Raw genomic sequence first — 19079 nt, forward strand, 5'->3', positions numbered from 1 at the left:
TGCGCTTCTACCCTACATTTAACGTCATCTACACTGTACTAGCTATTACACAAATGCGTACTAAACGGTCTATTGAAGATATCGATAGACATATTCTTACATATCTCAAGAAAAGCTCGCCATCTACCCCTAAAGATATAAGCAAAGATAGGTTTCGAGAGAATGTTGTTCGTCTCCGCTGTCAGCAATTGACCCGCGAAAATTTGATAATAGAGATTACTCATGATCTCTATAACCTCTCTGGCAGAGGCGAAGAATATGTGACTTCTGACGATAGGTTAGATGAGTTCCGTGAGAGCTTTCCTGATCCGGAGGTTGATCGGATTACCGACTTTACTGAATTAGATCCAGAGGACATTAAGTGGCGAAATAGAGAGTATTTCAATAACCCAGATCACAGGTATGATCATGGAGATGTACTTTCGTATCACCAGGTTAAACACAGGATATCAGTAGTTCGGAACGGGGACCTCGATCGCGTTATGGGTGAATTCCCAAAGAGAGAACCGCTGACGCAGCAATGCGCACACTGGGTAAGGGCAATTATCGGGTTGCATTTTTTTCCTGATGCTAATCATAGAACAGCAATGGCTACCCTCAACACTCTTCTACCGTTGAACGGTATTGAGAAATTCAGTTGGAGTGATGATCAATATAAGAAAACAATCTTCAAATCAAAATTAATCCGGAAATACATTATTGATGTTCGGTTTGATAACCTCTGGAGCAAGGATGAACTGTACTTCTTATGGCATCGATACTTCGTTGACCGCTTCTACGATATTTCTGACTTTAGCCACCACTCGCCAGATTACGAAAGGCTAGATCAGGTAATAGAACAGCTATAATGAAGATAATTAGTCTTGAGAGCGATCTTCGTCCAGCTGGACTTCTCCCATAGCAACATAGGCATCATAGTTCTCCTTTTCATCTGACCTCATTAACTGCCGAGCTAGCTGTCCCATTGTCTTCAACCTGAGTCTGGCTTAGAGACTTGCAAACTTAGTCTTTGTCATCAGTAGCAAGACACGAGGTTATGAGAATGAGGAAGCTGCAGAACTGAGTATCATGCTGAATCAGAAGCGATCACACTGTGTGGAAGAAGAGGTAGGAACGTAGAATGGAGAGACAGTACTGAGTTTACTAGCGAAAGCGATCAGTTTCCAATACGTCACCAACCCCTGTTTCATGTGCTTCAACTGCAGTTCTGCGTGCGAAAGCGAGGTGGGGCGCTGTAATTTTTTGGCACTGTCCCCTTGGGGACACCCGCCAAGGGGGCTTTCGCGCGAAGCGCGAAACGACCCCGCAGGCGTTGCGGCGCGGTCGCGGCGATCGCCGCGGCTACCCCGACCGAACACAACTCAGTTTGTGAAAATCAGCCGCTAATGAAAGTGTGGTTGCGCAAACGAAACGAAGGGGTAGTGTTGCCACTATCCAAGCCGGTTCAGCGGTCGGCGACAGCGCCGACAAATCCTGTTTCAGTGCCGCCGCCCGGAGTCTTCCAGGTCAGCTCGATGCCGCGGAGCGCTGTCGGATCGTTGCCCGACTTCGACCACTTCTCGAGGGCTTCACTCGCGATCGTGGCGAGATCCTCGAAGCTGTCGGCCTTCAACCGGGAGAGAATCGTATCGATCCGCATTCGACGCGGCTTGCCGTTCTCGTCGAACTCGAGGTCGGCCCCGTTCTTCGCGAGCCACTCCTGAAACGGAGAGGACTCGGCGACATGATCGGCCAAGCCCATGATGTGCTGCATCCGATCGGCATAGCTCTCGATCGCGTACTCGGCCGACTCGACGAGAGCTCGTAGTTCCTCGCGGTACTTTCGAGCGCGGAACGACACGTCGCCCTGGTCGAGCTCGAGGACTTCGCCGAGGTCGTTGATGGCTCGGTAGATCGTGGCGGGATGCTTCCCCAGCTCGTCGGCCAGGCCGTCGATCGTCGAGCCGCCGTCCGTCGCGACCGACTCGGTGACATCGCGCGCAGTCTCGCCCATGTCCCGCAGCGTCGTCATCAACAGGTGGTCAGACTTCGCCTCGAGGCGCGGCGTCGGATCCTCATACAGTTCGACCGGCTTGTCTCGAGCCACCGCATCGAAGTGATCGTCGGCGATGTACACGCCGTTTCCGTCGGGACCGAGCGGGATGTCTTCCCAGTGGAGTGCATTCAGCAGCGTTTCCTCGATCTGCTCGGTGACCGCGTGGCGATCGGCCCATGCCCATGCCTCGTTGTCGTTCATCGATTTGTTTACCAGCACCTCCACTTTCGGGTGGTAGGACGGGTGATTCTTCGAAACCGCGTCCGGGTCCTTCAGCTGGTAGATCTCGAACTTTCGGCCGTAGGTGTGCCCCGGCAGCAGTTCGGCAGCCGATGACGGATCCAAAATCAGCCGGTTCTGGTGGTTGATCGCCTCCTTGTTGTTGATATGGAGTTCGGCTTTCACGCCCTTGAGGTCGGACAGGTAGTGCGCGACCTTCTGCAGCACACCGGCCGACGAGAGCTTTTCCGCCCACTCGCGTCGGATTCGAACGTACCGCTCATACGCCCACATTCGGCTCGCTTCGTGCGGCTCGGCTCGAAAGTAATCGGAATGAATCCGCTCGCCGGCGTGATCGAATACCGCTCCGAAGAACTCCGGCAGCAGCTCGAGGCCACGGTCGGGTTCGATGTTGCTCGTGTGAAACTCGACGTCAACACCGTCGACCTCGCCGACCTGATTCTCCCACGGGAGTTGCAACTTCTCGCCGCTCTCCCAATGGCGCATGTTCGGGAACCGCGGACCGATGTTGTACGATGCCTTCCGCTCACCGCGCCCACGGCCCACAATATCCCATTCGTAGAGCCGTTCGGCGTTGATCCCGTCGGACAGTCGTGGCGCGAATCCCGACTTGCTGTACCGAACCTCCAGGTGCCAGGGCTCGCCGTCGATCTCCGTGTCGATCTCGAGGTAGCCCTCGAAGGGCTCGCCGAGCATCACCGACGACAGCGCGTCGTAGGGCCCACGACCCCAATCGGGCCACTTCCACCGGCCCTCGATCTCGTGCGGCGTCGTTTCGACTTGCGACACTGCTACTCACCTCGCTCGCGCTCTTGCTCGCTCTCGAGCAAGCCAGTGAGTACGGCGACGGGGTTCCACCACGTCGCACTCTGACAGCCGTAGCAGACGTGCTTGAACGACGTGCAGTCGCTCGCCTCGAGGGCGATCGGATCGGCCTGCGGAGACCGGTCCATCTCCTCGAGGGTTGCGCGCTTGACGCGCGTCCGCCCACAGCCCACGCAAATCGCGTCGACGGGGATGCCGAACCGACCGGCCGCCGAGCTCGCCAGTTCGGCCTCGAGGTTACGGTCATCCCGATCGGCGTCGACACTCACGCCGAATCGCCTCCGCTGAAGCAGTCGTGGCGTACACCGTCAGCGATCGTATAGAGCCGATTACGACAAAAACGACAGTCTCGGATTCGGTCGGCACGCTGGTAGTTGCCGCCAATATCACGGATAACGGCTCGTCCGTCGCGGACATCGAGATCATCTGCACGGCTCATCGTGATCCCTCCACGGTTACCGACGGATCGACGCCCGCGGGATCGATCACGTGCGACCACGCCAGTTTCGCGACCTCCTGTTCCGAGCGCGAGCCGCCGACCTCGTACCACCGGTCGGCCAGCAGCTCGTCGACGAGCGTCGCCGGCACGATCGCCCGGGCGACCTGGGGCAACCCCGGCCGCGGAATGTAGACGACGAACAGGTACATCCCAGCCGCTTCGAGTAGTTGCTCGTGGGCGGCTCGCTTGACGTAGAACCGCCCGCGAGTCGAATTCGATCCGTTGCTCGTTTCGATCTGGCAGCCTTTGATCTCGACCGGAACGCCCGGCTCAACGAGAACGATTCCGTAGAACGGCAGCGACCGACTCGCCTCAAGGACGGCCGTCGTCTGCGCGTCGTGCCAGGTGGCGGTGTGATCGCTCACGTACTCGAGCGCGTCGACGACCTGGACGATCTCGGCCTCGAGTGCGTCGCCGCTGGCCTTCGAACTCTCGAGTTCCGATGCTCGAGAACTCATAGTGGCCCCTCCCGCGCGTCGCGAACGGCACGCGTACAGTCCGGACAGAGACGGCGAAGCGCATCGATACGATCACCACAACGCTCGCACTCGTCTGATTCGACGAGGCGATTCACGCTGACTCACCTCGGTTCTCGAGCGCCCGCCGAACGTCCGCGTCAGTCGCTTGGTGGGCTGGATGGGCTATGGGTGTCCGACTCTCGATATCGTACAGCCGATTCGCCGGAACGAACCAGCTACACATCGGTCTCACCCCCGTGACGGCCGGGCGACGTTTCCGGGTCCGGAATCGACACGTCGACGCCAGCGGCGGAGCCGCGGCTCAGTCGTGCGTACGTATCGCAGTCGCCACAGCGGTGGGCTCGGTTGCGGTTGTCACCGAAAACTCGCGAGAAGTGGTCGGTGACGTGGGCTCCGCAGTGCTTGCACGTCGAGTTGTCGACCGACGGCCAGGGAGCGACCGTCATGCCGACCACCTCACAGACTGCCCGACAACGAAAAACGCAGGCGGGCAGAGGGGGATGTTCAACTGCTGAACGAAGTTCGGATTCTCAGGACGAGTCTCGTTTCGAGAATCCCGCGATTCTGAACCGTAGCGGGCTTCACTCCTACCGTTCGGTAGAAGGTCTAAAACGACAGTTTTCGTACGGGCACGATGGGATTTGAACCCACGACCGTCGGATTAGAAGTCCGACGCTCTTTCCGGACTGAGCTACGTGCCCTCGAGTCCGAATCCACGACGGAACGGCATAAGCGGTTGGGATTCTCGTCGCAGTCGACCGCTCACTGCGCTATCGAACAGGCGAACGAAGTTCGAACGCGGTACCCGACGGTGACCGGTACGTCGCGCGAAAAAGAGGTGCGTCCTCGTGAGTACCCGCGTTAGCACCGGCCGGCGTCAGAACTCGACCTCCGTATCGTCGTCGCTCGAGTTCTCGGTGTCGGTGCCGTCGGACTCGTTGGTGGACGCGTTCTCCGTGTCATCACTCGTCTCGTCGTCGGATTCGTTCCCCACTTCGCTGTCATCGGATTCGGTATCGGATTCGGTATCGGATTCGTTGGATTCGTTGCCGAGTCCGCCGTCATCCGACTCGTTACCGAGCCCACCGTCGTCGGACTCGTTGCCGCCATCGCCGGTGCCGGGGTCTCCGGAACCGTCCGTTCCGTCCGACTCGTCGTCCGGCGAGTCCTCGCTGGATTCGCCGTCGTCCGAACAACCCGCGACTGCAGCGACCAGTCCGGCGCTGGCTCCGGCCGTGAATCGACGCCTGGAGATGATCTTGTCTGTCATGATACGCACCCGTCTCCGCAACGGACTGCCACATAACGGGGTCTCTCCGTTTCAGCGATCAGTCAGGGTTTGATCGAATTGCCTCGAATTGGAACGGTTGAGCGAAATACGACCGCCGAACGCGCCGGTTCGATGCGAGCGAACGCATCGATAGCAGGCGCATAAGCCGCGCCGACTCGAGCGAGCCTAAATACCGAGTTCGGCCCGGCTCGAGGGGCGGCCGAGCCGGAATGCAACGCGGCAAATGGCGATCCTAAAACCGTTGCAGCGAACCGATGGACGGCCCGAGCGCCGAGGGCGACGCTGCGGTCCGGACCGAACGGCGAACACAGCGTTTATGCACGTCTCGCCGGTACGTAGTCTCGATGCACGTCATCGGAACGGTCGGACTCCCCGGGAGCGGCAAGGGCGAGGCCGCGACCGTCGCACGCGAGGACGGAATCCCGGTAGTCACGATGGGCGACGTCGTCCGCCAGGAGACGGCCGACCGCGGGCTCGACCCCGCGACGGACCACGGCACGGTCGCGCAGGCGCTGCGCGAGGAAAACGGCCCGGCGGCCATCGCCGAACGATCGCTGCCGATGATCGAGGATCGCCTCGAGGCCCACGAGACGGTGCTGGTCGACGGCATCCGCTCAGGCACCGAGGTCGACGTCTTCGAAGCGGAGTTCGACGACGCGTTCACGCTGGTCAGTATCGAAGCCCCCTTCGAGCTGCGAGCCAAGCGAATCGACGAGCGCGGTCGGGACGCGAGCAAGGCCGACGGCGGCGAGGGGCTAGCCGCCCGCGACGAACGCGAGCGCGGCTTCGGGATGGACGATGCGATGGAGCGCGCGGACGTGGTCGTCGAGAACACCGACTCGCTCGAGGCGTTCCACGACCGGATCCGGTCGATCGTCCGGGGAACCGACGACGAGAAACGTGCCGAGGCCGAAGCCGACCCATGAGCGAGATCTACCGCGTCGACGTCGAGATTACGGCACCGATATACGACACCGAGGTTACGAGTCGCGTGATCGACGCCGTCGCGAACATCTTTCCCACGGCAGACCTCGAGGAGGAGTTCGGCGAGGTCAGGGGCGAGGCCCACGAGCTCGATCACTTCTCGGAACAGTTGCACCGTCAGGAGATCCTCGACACCGCCCGCGGCGAGTTCTTCGCCAACCGCGAGGGCGACGCGTTTACCTTCGCGCTGAAAAAGCAGGCGGCGTTCGAGGACTACGTCAACTTCTCGGTCGGCAAACCCGACGAACTCGGCGAGATCAGCGTTCGGGTCCGTGTCGAAGAGCCGAGCCTCGAGGAGTACGTCGACCACATCGCGCCGCCGACGGAAGACGGGCGGCCGGTCGACACCTGAATCGGGTCGGTTTCGCCGGCCCATCGATCCCCCTATACTGGTCGTCTCGAGTCGCTCGCCTCACCGGTCGTACTCGCTGACACAGAAGCCGTTGCCCGCTGGATCTTCCAGTATCGTCCAGACGGCCGTGTGCGTCTCGTGTTCCTCGATCTTCGTCTCACGGACGGACGCACCCAACTCGCGGAGTCGATCGACGGACGCCTCCCGATCCTTGGTCGACAGGTCGAGGTGGATCGGCAGGTCTCGCTCGGTTCCCTTCGGCTGGGGTTTGAACAGGGGGTCCGGCCCCTCACCGGGCCGATCGACGACGTCCGGTTCGAGCGACGACGGAAAGTCGCGACGCTCGCTGTCGAGAGCCCGTTCCCAGAACGACGCCAATCGATCCGGATTCGTACAAGCGAATGTAATAAATTCTAGTTCGATCATGCTTACTATGCATAGACAGACAGACGTAAGCCGCTAGTGACGACGGTAATAGTTGCTATCCCAACCAGTATCGCGTTCGATCGAATCAACTCGCCCGCTACACACTGCTCCTCCGCAGGAACGCCGGCCTCCCAACAACTGATACTGGCAGACAGCGTATGACTGTCAGATGCATGGTACAACAGTTTTCGAGGGGGACGCGGTCGTTCTGATCGACGAGCTTCCGCCGGCGGCAGCCCGCGAGCGAGAGGCGACGACCGGAGTATCGGATTAGTTCGTACAGGAACCGACCGCATCGAGCGAGTTCTCGCCCTGATTCCTGTGGTTCTCGGCGGCGACCGGGTCTCTGTCGGCCGCGGCGGCCGCCGCCTCGGCGAACGCCGCTGCCGCGTCTCGCAGGTGGCCGTTCTGACACGACGCCGTCTCGAAGTACTCGGCGTATCCCTCCGGAGACTCCGATCGACCGGTTTCGAGTCGGTCCACCGACGCCGAAAACGTCGCTTCGGCGGTCTCGAACGCCGCCTGTGCGTCCTCGTACTCGCCGTTTTCCAGTCGGGTCCGGCCGCGCTCGAGCGCGCCGAATCCGTCCTCCTCGCTCAGCGTCGCATCGTACGTCTCGGTGAGCGTCTCGAGCGACGTCACCGCCTCGCCGAGCGCGGCCGCGCCGTCCTCGAGCTCCGCGAGATCGATGCCGGACAGTTCACTGAGCCGATCACCGTCGATGGAATCGATCGTCGTCGTCGATTCCGCGTGGCGTTCGCGCGCGCCGGTGACGGTCTCGTTGCGTTCGTCGACGGTCTCGTTCGCTGCCTCGAGATCACCGTTCTCCTCGAGCGCCGCGTTGACGGCCTCGATATCGTCGGTGATCGTGTCGTCGGTGACCGCCACGGTCACCGCGATGAGGCCGTCGAGGGCGTCCGCGTACGAGCGAAGCGTCTCGACGTCGCTCATCCGGTCGTCGCCCAGTTCCGATTCCGCGGTCTCGAGGTGCTCGCGAGCCGCCGAGAGGTGGTCGCGGGGCACCGTCGGCTCGAACTCGACCGCTTCGGGATCCTCGAGGTCGTCAAGTTTGTTCAGCGACTGGGCGGCCTCGTTCAGGCTCCCCGCCGCGCGGGCGATCGCGCGTTCACCGGTTCGATCGCTGACCGCGACGTTGTCCGTGTCCGACGAGCCCGTGAGCTCACCGAGACAGCCGGCCATCGCTGCCAGGGTTCCTGTGCTCACACCGGCCGCACTGGTTCGGGCGAGATACTGCCGACGATTCATTCTACTCGAGGATTCGTCTAGAAGGGCATTAACGTAGTGGCAGTGTGAGAGTCTTCTAAACCGATAGGACTGGGAAGTTTCGTGTGGCGCGTATCGGCGAAACGCGGGCGTAGTCTATCCGAACGGCCCCATACCGCCCATGCCGCCGCCACCGCCACCGCCGCCCTGTTGCATCTGTTTCATCATGCGCTGCATCTCTTGTTCGGAGCCCATGCCTTGGAACTGCTTGATGGTGCGTTCCATCATCTTGTACTGCTGGAGCAGTTCCCGGACCTGCTCCTCACTGGTCCCCGAACCGCGGGCGATGCGCTTGATCTGACTCGCGCCGATGGCCTTGGGATACTCCTTCTCCGCGTCGGTCATCGAGTCCATGATCACGGAGAACGCCCGCATCCGGTCCTGGGTGACGTCCATCGCGTCGTCGGGCAGTTGGTCCTTGATCCCGCCGCCGAGGCCGGGGATCATGTCCATCACCTGATCGAGCGGCCCCATGTTGTTCATCGCCTCCATCTGCTTTTGCATGTCGTTCAGTGTGAACTGCCCCTGCAGCATGTCCTCGGGGTCCCAGTCGTCCTCCTCAATATCGGTCTGCTCCATCGCGCGCTCGACGCGCTCGGCGAGCTGGCTGAGGTCCCCCATCCCGAGCAGCCGCGAGATGAAGCCGTCGGGCTCGAAGCGCTCGACGTCCTGGACCTCTTCGCCGGTCCCGAGGAAGGCGATCGAGGAGTCGGTCTGGTCCACCGCGGTGAGAGCACCGCCACCCTTCGCGGTCCCGTCTAACTTCGTGATGACGACGCCGTCGATCCCGATCGACTCGTCGAACTGCTGGGCCTGCTCTTTCGCCCCTTGCCCGATCGCGGCGTCGAGGACCAGCAGGGACGTGTCGGGCTCGACGACGCCCTCGATCTGCTCGATCTCGGCGATCAGGTCGTCCTCGAGCGCGTGGCGACCCGCCGTGTCCACGATGTGGACGTCGGCCTCGCTCGTCGCCTCGAGGCCCTCGCGGGCGATTTCGACGGGATCCTCGCCGTCGGGATCGCCGTAGAAGTCGACCTCCGCGCGCTCGGCCATCTCCTCGGCCTGATCGTACGCGCCGGGGCGGAAGGTGTCCGTCTGAATGACGGCCGGTCGGAGCCCCTTCGTGGAGAACCACCAAGCCATCTTCGCGGCGGACGTGGTCTTCCCGGACCCCTGCAGGCCGGCCAGCAGGATCGTCTGTTCCTCGAGAGGCAACTCGGTGGAGTCGCCGATGAGATCGACCAGTTCCTCGTAGACGATGCGGAGGACGAAGTCCCGCGCCGGGGTGCCGGCCGGGGGTTCCTCCTCGAGGGCGCGTTCTTTGATATTGTCCGACAGCTCCATCACGAGCGAGACGTCGACGTCGGCGGAGAGCAGCGAGCGCTGGATCTCCTTGACGATCTCCTCGATGTCTTCCTCGCTGAGTCGCGACTTCCCGCGGAGCTTGTCGAGGGTGCCCCGCAGAGAACTCCCGAGATCGTCGAGTACCATTTGCTGGGTCTACGGGACGATGGTGTTAAAGGCTTTTTCTACGGCCGACACGACTGAACCGGTTCGACGCGTGAACTCCGTCGGTCACGCTTCTGTACTCGGTCGACCCGTTCCCGTACTCGAGCGACTCAGCAGCCACGATGACTCGCTCTCAGGAGCCCGCATCCCACATCCGTTCGAGTCGGTCTTCGACGGCAGCCAGAACCGTCGCGATAACGTCTAACGGATGAAGCGACGATAGCTCGAGATCGACCGTCTCGGCTCCGTCGGGCGGGCGGTGGAAATGGAGACGAGCGTTATGCGGATTCGGATGCCGGTCCCACCGACATTCCCAGTGAGTTCCGTCGGTCGCAGTCTCGACGTAGTGGATCGAGAAATCGTCGGTCGTATACCAGCAAATATCGAGTCGGACGGCGTCGACCGATGGCGGAACCCGGTCGCTATCGCCGTGGGCCTCGAGTACCCTCGGTTCGGTGCTATCGGGGTCGAACGTGGTCTCAGTGATGAGCGGGTCGTCGGCGAGCCGACGCTCGAGGAGTCGAAGAGTCTGGCGATCGGGCGGTCTCGACGAATCGTCACCCGACGATGGCGGACTCATCTACGCCGGAATGAGATGTCCGTCGTTTTGCGCCAGCCGTCGAGCGAGTTCGTAGAGGCGGATATCGCGCTCGAGGGCCTGCCAATCGCTAATTCGCTCCATCTGCGCGTGGATTGCGTCGTGATCGTCGTGATCGAAGACGGACACGGCGGAGGGATCGGTCGTCCCGAACCGGTCGATGAACTCGTCGCGACGGGCCTCTAACTGTCGAACGCGCTCGATGATCTCGTCGACGGTCTGTTCCTGTGCGATCCGACTGGCTTCTTGCCACTCGAGATAGCCGTCGTTGCGCTCGTATCGGGCGGGTTGTGCGTCGGCATCGGCTCGAACGATTCCCATCTCGGCGAGGCGCTCGAGGTGCTTCTTCGCCGCGTTCGGCGAGCAGTCCGCGACCCGCGCGATCTCGGTGTACGGCGTCGGCTCCGTCACGCCGAGAACGGTATCGTAGACGCGTCCGAACGTATCGGTCGACTCCCGCCACCGCTGGCGCACCCCGTCGACGGCATCGGCGTCCGGTACCGGGTCGAACTCGGTCATGGGAGCACGTACGCGCGGTGTAGCAATATATTTTCGGCTATCGCACATATATGAGGAGTGGCAGAGACATCGGCGGAAGTGCCTCAAGCGCTCCCGTCCGAACCGATCGCCCGGCGTCGGAGAGTATTTCAGCCGACCGCAACAACTCCCACGTATGAGTTCCGACGCAGACGTGGATCCCTCGGAGTACGAGGCCCTCGCGGACGCGGACGTGACCATGCGGCAAAACGAGCACGGGCTCCACATCGCCGACGACGAGGAGACCGGGGTCTCGAGCCAGGGACAGACGCCCGAGGAGGCCCTCGCGAATCTCGCGGCGGCGGTCGAGGGGTATACGGACGCGACGGACGACGATCCGGGCGACGACTGGCTCTGAGATACCTGTGCGCGGTGACACGAGAGTCAATACCAGCACACGTTTTTTCGAGAGAGGGACCAGATCGGATAGTACCAGCGGCGATGAATCTACGAGCGTCGCATGGCAAACACACCCCACGAGCCGTCACGACAGGTCGAATCGACGAAAAGGAACGCTAGTTCGGTCGGCGACGCGTTCTCCGAGCCGGAACGGGACTGGTTGCGACGACGCTCGGACTCGCAGTGTTCGGCGGACAGGCCGCCGCACACTTCCCGACTGACCTCGAGATCGAGATCCGACCGGGCTGCGATCGCGCGCCGATCAATCCGGACGGTCGCGGCGTGATCCCCGTCGCGGTCCGACGGACCGACGAGTTCGATCCGACGAGCGAGCCGGTTCGATACCGGTTCGGTGCGCCCGCTGTCGTCGGTGACGGCGGCGGTGCCCGACCGATCGGCGACGGTCACGTTATCGGCGGAGATCGAGACGACCGACCGGCTCTCCTCCTGTTCTTCCGGGCCGACGAGACCGGGCTCGACGGCGACGACTCGGCGGGCCGACTCGAGTGGGAACGCGACGACGAGGGGAATCACGGGCTCGCCGGGACGGCGGCGGTTATAGTAGCCACTGAAAGTCAGTGAACACCTGAGCGAATGACTGCGTTGCGATCAGTGTGTAAATCGTTTCAGTGGCTACTAGAGGATCGTCGGCCGGCGCGGCAGGAGCTAATCGAGGTTCGTATAGCAGGCCCCCGTTTTACGCGGCCGTTCGTGGTTTCGAACGGTATGGACGCGTACGACATCGTCGTCCTCGGCGGCGGATCGGGGAGTCAGGTCGCGACCGCAGCGGCCGACCGAGGGCTCGAGGCGGCCGTCGTCGAACCCGGGCCGCTGGGCGGGGCCTGCATCACACGGGGCTGTGTCCCCTCGAAGGCGCTCATCCACCGCGCAGACGTCGCGGAAGCGGTTCGCGGGGCCGAGGAAGTCGGTGTTCCCGCGAAGCTGGAAGATATCGATTACGGTGAGATTACGGAATCGGTTCACGACACGGTCTACGAGAAGGCGGACAATCAGGAGTCAGGCCTCCGGGACAACGAAAGCGTCACGCTCTACCGCGGTGACGGCCGGTTCGTCGACGACCGGACGATCGAGATCGAACTGAACGGCGAGGGGAACGGGCCCCAGCGGATCCGGGGCGATACCGTCGTCATCGCTGTGGGGGGCCGGCCGATGGTCCCGCCGATCGACGGCCTCGAGGACATCGACTTTCTCACGAGCGACGACGCGCTCTTCCTCGAGGACCGACCCGACGAACTCGTGATCGTCGGCGGCGGCTACATCGGAGCCGAACTCGGCTACTTCTTCGGCGCGCTGGGAGCGGACGTCTCGATCGTCGGCCGGAGCGACCAGTTGGTCCCGCGAGAGGACGACGACGTGAGCGGGATCGTGACCGAGTCGCTCGAGACGTACTGCGACGTGTATACCGGCTACGAAGCCGGCTCGGTCGCCGAAACCGACGGCCGCGTCACCGTGACGGCCGAACCCACAGGCGACGACGAGAGCGGGGACGACACCGTCGAGCTCACCGCCGACGAACTCCTGCTCGCGACCGGTCGGCGACCGAACACCGACACGCTCGATCTCGAGGCCACGGGCGTCGAAACGGACGAGACGGGTTACGTCGAGACGGACGATCGGCTGGAGACCGCCGCTGACGGCGTCTGGGCGCTGGGCGACGTGGTCGGCGAGCAGCCGTTCAAACACGCTGCCGACGACGAGTCGAAGATTGTAGCGGCGAACGTACTGGACGATGCCGGAAAGACGATCGACTCCGAGGCGATGCCCCACGCGATCTTCACCAGCCCGCGGGTCGCGAGCGTCGGGCGGACGGAGGGCGAACTCGAGGACGCGGGTCGAGAGTACGAGGCCGTAACCGTCCCCTACGGGGCCGCGCCGATGGGGATGATCCTCGAGGCCGACGACGGCTTCGTCAAAGCCATCGCCGGGCCGGACGGCGAGATTCTGGGCTGTCACATCGTCGGCCCGCAGGCGTCGACGATGATCCACGAGGTGGTCGTCGCGATGGACGGCGGCGGCACGGTCGACGACGTCGCGGAGCCGGTCCACGTCCACCCCGCGCTGAACGAGGTCGTATACGCCGCGTTCGACGAGCTCTCGGACTCGAAATACTCGACGGCGCCGGACTGGCGGGATGTGAGCGGCGAGGACTGACGGTATTCGATTGCGGGAAGCAACGTCTCACTCCAGAACGACCATCCGGCGTGCAGTGGCGCGCGCTTGTGGCCGACCGAACGACAGTGAGGGCGGCCGCCGACACTGCGCGAGGTCTTTGTGAACGGAGTGAGCAAAGGCTCGGAAGACGCGTACGCGTCTTCCGGTGGATGAGCGAGGGAAGTATGACCGAGCGAATCGGCTGGGGAGGGCGTGGCGATTCCGTGTTGCCACGATAGCAGAGCCCACTGCTCCATTCACGCTCCACTAAGCAGTCGCCGAACCCTACTCCTCGCCGTCGGCCGGCGACACGGAACCGCTCTCGACCGCGCCGTCGTTGGCGAGCCACTCCGTCAAACTTCCCTCATAGAAGGCGACGTTCTCGTAGCCCAGCGCTTTCAGGACGACGTAGGTGTGACTGATCCGCCGCGCGGTGTTGCAGTAAAGGACGATCTCCCGATCGGGGGTGATCCCGTGCTCGGCGAGCAGGTCCTCGAGTTCCCCCTTGGGTTTCAACCGCCGCGTTTCGTCGTCGACGACCTCGCGCCAGTCGAAGCGCACCGCGCCGGGCAACCGAGCCTCCTCGAACTCCTCACGCTCGCGCGTGTCGACGAAGACGGCGTCGCGCTCGAGGGCGTCCGCGACGGCGTCGTAGCCCACCAGCGGGCTCTCCGAGGGCTCGAGCGGATCGGGATCGTAGTCGGTCGGCTCGATCTCTGGGACCTCACTGGTGGTCTCGTACTCCTGGTTCCAGGCGCTGTAATCGCCGTCGAGCAGGCGGACGTCGTCGTGGCCGTACTCGAGGGCGGTGAGCACGAACCGGGCGGCGAAGACGCCGTGGGTGTCGTCGTAGGCGACGATCGTGTCGTCGGAATCGATCCCCGCTTCTCCGAGCAGATCGGCGAAGGCCTTGGCACCGGGCAAAGTGCCGCGGTCGACATCGCTCTCGTCGCGGTAGCTGTCGAAGGGAACGTTCACTGCGCCGGGCAGGTGACCGATCCCGTCGTACTCCCAGGCGTCCCTGACGTCGACGATGCGCACGGTCGGGTCGTCTAAACGCGCTGCGAGCCAGTCGGGGGAGACGACGACGGATTCGTCCATTAGGCGACCGATACGAGCCGCAGATCCGAGTACGCACCGATTTCGGCACGATCCCGGCTACCGGGACAGTGGCAACACTTGCTTGTTTTCGGTGGAGTTCCTGTCCTGTCCCGCCCTCTCGCTCCAGTAAACACCGCGAATCCAACGAATACAGCCGCTGTACGAACGGTGATGTGGCTCACCGATCCCAGTGGCGGCAATTGTTTCCGACAGAGTCGACTGGTGTCCGAATTGACCGGTTAAGTAGTCCCTTTGTGTGTCCCCGTCCATAGAACGAGTATGGCAAACGACTACGCCAAAGACGTACTCGTCACGGCTGATTGGGTCGAGGAGCGCCTCGACGACTTCCAGGACGACGGCTCCGACCTTCGACTGGTCGAGGTTGACGTCGACACGGAAGCATACGAAGACGCACACGCACCCGGCGCGATCGGATTCAACTGGGAGACGCAACTCCAGGATCAGACCCAGCGAGACATTCTCGATAAGGAGGACTTCGAGGATCTCCTCGGGAGCCACGGCATCAGCGAGGACGACACGGTCGTCCTCTACGGCGACAACTCCAACTGGTTCGCCGCCTACACCTACTGGCAGTTCAAGTACTACGGTCACGACGAGGTCTACCTGCTCGACGGCGGCCGCGAGTACTGGCTCGAGAACGACTATCCCACCACGGACGAGGAGCCCGACTTCTCGAGCACCGAGTACGACGCCGCCGGCCCGCGCGAGAGTATCCGCGCGTACCGAGAGGACGTCGAGAACGCGATCGATCGCGGCGTTCCCCTCGTCGACGTTCGCTCGCCCGAAGAGTACTCCGGCGAAATCCTCGCGCCCCCAGGACTCCAGGAGACCGCCCAGCGCGGCGGCCACATCCCCGGCGCGAAGAACATCTCGTGGGCTGCCGTGACCAACGACGACGGCACCTTCAAGGATCCCGAGGCGCTCGAGGAGCTCTACGCCGACGAGGGCATCGACGGCGACGAGACGACCGTCGCCTACTGCCGCATCGGCGAGCGTTCCTCCGTCGCCTGGTTCGCCCTGCACGAACTGCTCGGCTACGAGGACACCGTCAACTACGACGGCTCCTGGACCGAGTGGGGCAATCTCGTCAACGCGCCGATCGAGAAGGGCGCGGGCGACTGAGCGGAGCGAAGGAGACCGCGTAGCGAAACGGGGAGCGCAAGCGACCCGTGGAGCGGGGCGGCGCCGAGTAAAACGAGGCGCCGAAAAAGCGAGCGGGCGATAGCCCGCGAGCAGGGCGCGGGCGACTGAGCGGAGCGAAGGAGACCGCGTAGCGAAACGGGGAGCGCAAGCGACCCGTGGAGCGGGGCGGCGCCGAGTAAAACGAGGCGCCGAAAAAGCGAGCGGGCGATAGCCCGCGAGCAGGGCGCGGGCGACTGAGCAGCGAGAAGGTGGACAACTAGCGGCTCCGCCGCATCCATTTCTGTCGCACTCGCAAAAATAGCGTCAGCCACGCTGACGGACGATCATTCGCCTGAGCGTCTACTCCTCGTAGATGTGGTTCGACGCGATGTCGTCCGGCCCGATGACCTCGAGGTCACCAGCCGACTCGAGGTCGCTGAGATGGGAGAGCGTCTCCTCGAGCGCCATCCCCGTCGCGCCGGAGAGGTCGGCGTAGCTGAGCGTGGTGATCGTCCGGAACTGCGCCGTCCGGTCGAGTAACTGCGTGGCCTCGTCGGCGGACGGACCGACCGTCCGCGGAGCGGTCGCCGGGTTCAACAGATCGGCGTGACCGCCGTAGCCGCCGACGAAGCCGACGTCGTGGTGCTCCTCGACGAGGGACATCGTCGTCTCGTCGTAGCGATTGAGCGGATAGGCGAAGTAGCCGGCACCGTCTTCGAACCCGTTGCTCTCGAGCCACTCGATCGCGCCCTGGATGCGATCTCGCTGTATCGATTCGGACCGGCCGGCGAGACTGCCACTGGACGTCCCCTGACTGGCGATCGTCCATCCCTCGCTCTGGAGAGTCTCGAGTTGGCCCTGACTGACGTAGCCGGAGCCGCCGACGTAGTCGGTGGGGACGAACGCGGTCGCAGGGAAGTCGTAGTCCGACAGCGCCGAGCGAGCCCGGGTCGCGGTGGATGCGCGGCCGCCGTCGAACTGGAGGAGGACTTTGCCGGTGTCCGGGCGAGAGACGAAGTGGAGGTCGTCACACCACAGCGTCACCGACTCGCCGTTGCCCGCCAGCGCCGAAATCTTGATGTGGGCGATCGAACTCAGATCCGGGTCGCCGTCGGTCCCGATGACCCCGAGATCGTAGCGGGCGAACGGAAGTCCCGGCGGGACGTCACACTGGAGGAGGAGCCGGTTGCCGTCCGTATCGGAGAGCTGGACGATCGGGTCGACATCCTGCTCGGTCGCGAACGCCATCGCCGGGAACTCGTCGGAGAGGTCCCGCGGCTGGTCGAACCGCCGTTTGATCATCACTCGTTGCTCTGCCTCCGTCGCCTCCATGCGGCCGGACTGCTCGCCGACGTATGCGCGTTCGGCGTCGAGTTCGAGCGAGCCTTCCATCACCGTCCACATCGAGAGGTCGTCGAACTGATCGAACGACCCGGGATCCTCGTCGACCGGATCCGGCGAGTCAGAATCTCCGTTACCGTCGTCATCGTCCGGTTCGTCCGACGTTTCGGAATCGCTCAGGGCGGAACAGCCACCGAGCGTCGCTGCGGCGGCCGTCACGAGATACGCTCGTCGTTTCATTCCGATCGAAGAAATTCCGGACACGGTAATTGTTATGCCGCCGTTGGCGTTCGGTCCGCGACGGGTAACCGGCGCCTATCGACGGACGAGGCGGGACGGACAACACGGGGACGGACGAGGCGGGACGGACAACACGGGGACGGACGAGGCGGGACAGGGCAAGGCGGGGTCGAGGGCGAGCCAACGGGAGCCGTCACAGCGGCCAGCGCGGAGGCCCGCGGCTCCGGCAGCGAGTCGCTGACGACAGACATAACTCGAGCCCGGTCGAAGCACTCCGCATGACCGATCCGGACGCGTTCGTCGAGGCCGTTAGCGAGGACAACCAGACCGCACTCTCGCGACTCGGCTCCTCGAAGTCGCTGTACGCCGACACCGGCGGGGAGATCGACACCGAACCCGTCCTCGAGGCGACCGCCGACGCCGAGTACGCCGCCTGGCAGACGTTCCGCGAGTGGGCCGACGACGAGGCCGACGACGAGGCTCGCGCGGCATTCGAGACCACGGCCGAGGAGGAGCAAAATCACTACGAGACCGTCGACGGCAAACTCGACGCCGACGAGTACGAACCGAACGAGATCCCCCAGCTCCACGAGTATCTCCGAAATCGCGAGGACACCGTGGAACGGGTCGGCGCACTCGTCGGCCGCATTCTCGCGAGCCAGCGCTCGAAGGACCAGGTCGTCGGCTACTTCGTCGGCGACGCCGACCCGCAGACGGCCAGCCTGTTCCGCGACTTCGGCGAGGACCTGGACGACCAGCTCGAGCGCGCGAAAACGCTGCTCGAGACGGTCTGCGACAGCGACGAGGACTGGGACCGCGCCCAGGAGGCCGCGAGCGGCGCGATTCAGGCCGCCTACGAGGAGTACGTCGAGACGCTCGAGGGAATGGGCGCGAACCCCAAGCCGGTCTGTTAACGCCAGCGAATCGGACGGGTTCTTGCTAACGAATATTTTGTAACTTCGTGCTCAATTCAGGGGGAGTAACGTATCGCTCCAGACCGGTCAACCGGCGTGCGGTGGCGCGCGCTATGCCGCGGTGAATGCTAATGAACCGCGGCACTAAATTGCGCGAGGGATGAGCGAACGAACAGAGTGAGTGAGCGAATCGGCTGGGGAGGGTGTGGCCATTCCCTGTTGCCACGATAGCAGGACGCTTTGCTGCACTTAGCCACTAGCAGAACCACTGCACCATTCACGACACACACCGAACGAACCGATTCCAAAAGTCTCTCGATGAGAATCGATACGACACGCTCCTCGAATCGACAAAAACCGCGAGAACCGCTAGACGCCCTCGAGGTCCGATCGGAACTCGGAGATCGCTGCAAGCGCATCCTCGAGACTCGACGCGACGTCGCCGCCCTCGTCGTCGGCGATCTCGTTCAGAATGTGTTCGTGGCGCGCGAGCTGGCCGTGATCCGGTCCGTGATCGGCCGTCGCATAGTCCTCGAATTTCGCCGCCTGCGTCTGGAGTCGGTCCCGCACCTCGTCGTCGGCCGTCGCGTCGGCCGCCCGTTCGATCGAGTCGGCCGCGCGTTGGAGTTCGTCTCGAGCCATACGCTTCTGTTTACCAGCAGGTACTAAAACGGTTTCAATACGATCCGACTATCAGAACGGTGTCCGGC

General features: G+C 63.1%; 21 protein-coding genes and 1 tRNA gene. 8 read left to right on the top strand and 14 right to left on the bottom strand.

Features of this window, described 5'->3' with window-relative positions:
* Positions 1–53: 53 nt before the first annotated feature.
* Positions 54–848: a hypothetical protein gene (locus CP556_RS25225; RefSeq protein WP_141551644.1), complete on the top strand. Its 795-nt coding sequence runs from the start codon at positions 54–56 to the stop codon at positions 846–848.
* Between the two features lie 596 nt (positions 849–1444).
* Here CP556_RS25225 and CP556_RS06615 read toward each other — a convergent pair.
* The 6 genes from CP556_RS06615 to CP556_RS06640 form a co-directional block, all read right to left on the bottom strand.
* Positions 1445–3064, bottom strand: a complete 1620-nt coding sequence (locus CP556_RS06615; protein WP_098724889.1) for a DUF7845 domain-containing protein — start codon at positions 3062–3064, stop codon at positions 1445–1447.
* 2 nt (positions 3065–3066) lie between these two features.
* Positions 3067–3369 (bottom strand): hypothetical protein, encoded by a 303-nt coding sequence (locus CP556_RS06620; protein ID WP_098724890.1) that lies wholly within the window; start codon positions 3367–3369, stop codon positions 3067–3069.
* A 166-nt stretch (positions 3370–3535) separates the two neighbouring features.
* Positions 3536–4057: a PD-(D/E)XK family putative nuclease gene (locus CP556_RS06625; protein WP_098724891.1), complete on the bottom strand. Its 522-nt coding sequence runs from the start codon at positions 4055–4057 to the stop codon at positions 3536–3538.
* Positions 4058–4293: 236 nt separating this feature from the next.
* Positions 4294–4533, bottom strand: coding sequence for a DUF7563 family protein (locus tag CP556_RS06630; protein ID WP_098724892.1), 240 nt, complete (start codon positions 4531–4533; stop codon positions 4294–4296).
* Positions 4534–4704: 171 nt separating this feature from the next.
* Positions 4705–4779: transfer RNA gene (locus tag CP556_RS06635), tRNA-Arg, on the bottom strand.
* A gap of 176 nt (positions 4780–4955) precedes the next feature.
* A complete protein-coding gene (locus CP556_RS06640; protein WP_176548142.1) occupies positions 4956–5348 on the bottom strand; it encodes a hypothetical protein in 393 nt (130 codons plus the stop codon).
* Between the two features lie 365 nt (positions 5349–5713).
* Between CP556_RS06640 and CP556_RS06645 the strand changes: the two genes are divergently transcribed.
* Positions 5714–6295: an AAA family ATPase gene (locus CP556_RS06645; protein WP_098727309.1), complete on the top strand. Its 582-nt coding sequence runs from the start codon at positions 5714–5716 to the stop codon at positions 6293–6295.
* The gene (locus CP556_RS06650; RefSeq protein WP_098724893.1) at positions 6292–6705 is read left to right on the top strand and encodes an RNA-binding domain-containing protein; all 414 of its coding nucleotides are present in this window, start codon (positions 6292–6294) and stop codon (positions 6703–6705) included. Before CP556_RS06645 ends, CP556_RS06650 begins: the two co-directional genes overlap by 4 nt.
* 60 nt (positions 6706–6765) lie before the next feature.
* Here the strand turns inward: CP556_RS06650 and CP556_RS06655 are convergent, their stop codons facing one another.
* The 5 genes from CP556_RS06655 to CP556_RS06675 all read right to left on the bottom strand — a co-directional run bounded on the left by CP556_RS06655 (position 6766) and on the right by CP556_RS06675 (position 11041).
* On the bottom strand, positions 6766–7131 hold the full coding sequence (locus CP556_RS06655; RefSeq protein WP_098724894.1) for a VOC family protein: 366 nt from the start codon (positions 7129–7131) through the stop codon (positions 6766–6768).
* A gap of 270 nt (positions 7132–7401) precedes the next feature.
* On the bottom strand, positions 7402–8355 hold the full coding sequence (locus CP556_RS06660) for a hypothetical protein (protein ID WP_343124870.1): 954 nt from the start codon (positions 8353–8355) through the stop codon (positions 7402–7404).
* Between the two features lie 156 nt (positions 8356–8511).
* A complete protein-coding gene (locus tag CP556_RS06665; protein ID WP_098724896.1) occupies positions 8512–9906 on the bottom strand; it encodes a signal recognition particle protein Srp54 in 1395 nt (464 codons plus the stop codon).
* 151 nt (positions 9907–10057) lie between these two features.
* Positions 10058–10504, bottom strand: a complete 447-nt coding sequence (locus CP556_RS06670) for a toxin-antitoxin system TumE family protein (protein ID WP_098724897.1) — start codon at positions 10502–10504, stop codon at positions 10058–10060.
* Positions 10505–11041 (bottom strand): winged helix-turn-helix domain-containing protein, encoded by a 537-nt coding sequence (locus CP556_RS06675; RefSeq protein WP_098724898.1) that lies wholly within the window; start codon positions 11039–11041, stop codon positions 10505–10507.
* Between the two features lie 154 nt (positions 11042–11195).
* Between CP556_RS06675 and CP556_RS06680 the strand changes: the two genes are divergently transcribed.
* The 3 genes from CP556_RS06680 to CP556_RS06690 all read left to right on the top strand — a co-directional run bounded on the left by CP556_RS06680 (position 11196) and on the right by CP556_RS06690 (position 13630).
* Positions 11196–11417 (top strand): type II toxin-antitoxin system HicB family antitoxin, encoded by a 222-nt coding sequence (locus tag CP556_RS06680; protein ID WP_098724899.1) that lies wholly within the window; start codon positions 11196–11198, stop codon positions 11415–11417.
* Positions 11418–11641: 224 nt separating this feature from the next.
* Positions 11642–12040, top strand: coding sequence for a hypothetical protein (locus tag CP556_RS06685; RefSeq protein WP_255291418.1), 399 nt, complete (start codon positions 11642–11644; stop codon positions 12038–12040).
* 144 nt (positions 12041–12184) lie between these two features.
* Positions 12185–13630, top strand: coding sequence for a dihydrolipoyl dehydrogenase (locus CP556_RS06690; protein ID WP_098724901.1), 1446 nt, complete (start codon positions 12185–12187; stop codon positions 13628–13630).
* A 285-nt stretch (positions 13631–13915) separates the two neighbouring features.
* Here the strand turns inward: CP556_RS06690 and CP556_RS06695 are convergent, their stop codons facing one another.
* The gene (locus CP556_RS06695) at positions 13916–14731 is read right to left on the bottom strand and encodes a sulfurtransferase (protein WP_098724902.1); all 816 of its coding nucleotides are present in this window, start codon (positions 14729–14731) and stop codon (positions 13916–13918) included.
* Between the two features lie 279 nt (positions 14732–15010).
* Between CP556_RS06695 and CP556_RS06700 the strand changes: the two genes are divergently transcribed.
* A complete protein-coding gene (locus tag CP556_RS06700) occupies positions 15011–15874 on the top strand; it encodes a sulfurtransferase (RefSeq protein WP_098724903.1) in 864 nt (287 codons plus the stop codon).
* 360 nt (positions 15875–16234) lie between these two features.
* On the opposite strand, the gene CP556_RS06705 is transcribed toward CP556_RS06700, so the two are convergent.
* Positions 16235–17455, bottom strand: a complete 1221-nt coding sequence (locus CP556_RS06705) for a polysaccharide deacetylase family protein (protein ID WP_098724904.1) — start codon at positions 17453–17455, stop codon at positions 16235–16237.
* A 278-nt stretch (positions 17456–17733) separates the two neighbouring features.
* Here CP556_RS06705 and CP556_RS06710 point away from each other — a divergent pair, with 278 nt between their 5' ends.
* Positions 17734–18369 (top strand): rubrerythrin family protein, encoded by a 636-nt coding sequence (locus tag CP556_RS06710; protein WP_098724905.1) that lies wholly within the window; start codon positions 17734–17736, stop codon positions 18367–18369.
* 369 nt (positions 18370–18738) lie between these two features.
* Here the strand turns inward: CP556_RS06710 and CP556_RS06715 are convergent, their stop codons facing one another.
* On the bottom strand, positions 18739–19011 hold the full coding sequence (locus CP556_RS06715) for a DUF7553 family protein (RefSeq protein ID WP_098724906.1): 273 nt from the start codon (positions 19009–19011) through the stop codon (positions 18739–18741).
* Between the last annotated feature and the right edge of the window lie 68 nt (positions 19012–19079).

The sequence above is a fragment of the Natrinema sp. CBA1119 genome (genome assembly GCF_002572525.1).
Lineage (GTDB): Archaea > Halobacteriota > Halobacteria > Halobacteriales > Natrialbaceae > Natrinema.

What these genes read in the sequence shown, in the direction of transcription:
- CP556_RS06640 (WP_176548142.1), bottom strand. Translation starts at nt 5,348, where the DNA reads ATGACAGACAAGATCATCTCCAGGCGTCGATTCACGGCCGGAGCCAGC.
- CP556_RS06680 (WP_098724899.1), top strand. Translation starts at nt 11,196, where the DNA reads ATGAGTTCCGACGCAGACGTGGATCCCTCGGAGTACGAGGCCCTCGCG.
- CP556_RS06695 (WP_098724902.1), bottom strand. Translation starts at nt 14,731, where the DNA reads ATGGACGAATCCGTCGTCGTCTCCCCCGACTGGCTCGCAGCGCGTTTA.
- CP556_RS06675 (WP_098724898.1), bottom strand. Translation starts at nt 11,041, where the DNA reads ATGACCGAGTTCGACCCGGTACCGGACGCCGATGCCGTCGACGGGGTG.
- CP556_RS06670 (WP_098724897.1), bottom strand. Translation starts at nt 10,504, where the DNA reads ATGAGTCCGCCATCGTCGGGTGACGATTCGTCGAGACCGCCCGATCGC.
- CP556_RS06700 (WP_098724903.1), top strand. Translation starts at nt 15,011, where the DNA reads ATGGCAAACGACTACGCCAAAGACGTACTCGTCACGGCTGATTGGGTC.
- CP556_RS06715 (WP_098724906.1), bottom strand. Translation starts at nt 19,011, where the DNA reads ATGGCTCGAGACGAACTCCAACGCGCGGCCGACTCGATCGAACGGGCG.
- CP556_RS06650 (WP_098724893.1), top strand. Translation starts at nt 6,292, where the DNA reads ATGAGCGAGATCTACCGCGTCGACGTCGAGATTACGGCACCGATATAC.
- CP556_RS06655 (WP_098724894.1), bottom strand. Translation starts at nt 7,131, where the DNA reads ATGATCGAACTAGAATTTATTACATTCGCTTGTACGAATCCGGATCGA.
- CP556_RS06625 (WP_098724891.1), bottom strand. Translation starts at nt 4,057, where the DNA reads ATGAGTTCTCGAGCATCGGAACTCGAGAGTTCGAAGGCCAGCGGCGAC.
- CP556_RS06710 (WP_098724905.1), top strand. Translation starts at nt 17,734, where the DNA reads ATGACCGATCCGGACGCGTTCGTCGAGGCCGTTAGCGAGGACAACCAG.
- CP556_RS06705 (WP_098724904.1), bottom strand. Translation starts at nt 17,455, where the DNA reads ATGAAACGACGAGCGTATCTCGTGACGGCCGCCGCAGCGACGCTCGGT.
- CP556_RS06645 (WP_098727309.1), top strand. Translation starts at nt 5,714, where the DNA reads ATGCACGTCATCGGAACGGTCGGACTCCCCGGGAGCGGCAAGGGCGAG.
- CP556_RS25225 (WP_141551644.1), top strand. Translation starts at nt 54, where the DNA reads ATGCGTACTAAACGGTCTATTGAAGATATCGATAGACATATTCTTACA.
- CP556_RS06665 (WP_098724896.1), bottom strand. Translation starts at nt 9,906, where the DNA reads ATGGTACTCGACGATCTCGGGAGTTCTCTGCGGGGCACCCTCGACAAG.
- CP556_RS06690 (WP_098724901.1), top strand. Translation starts at nt 12,185, where the DNA reads ATGGACGCGTACGACATCGTCGTCCTCGGCGGCGGATCGGGGAGTCAG.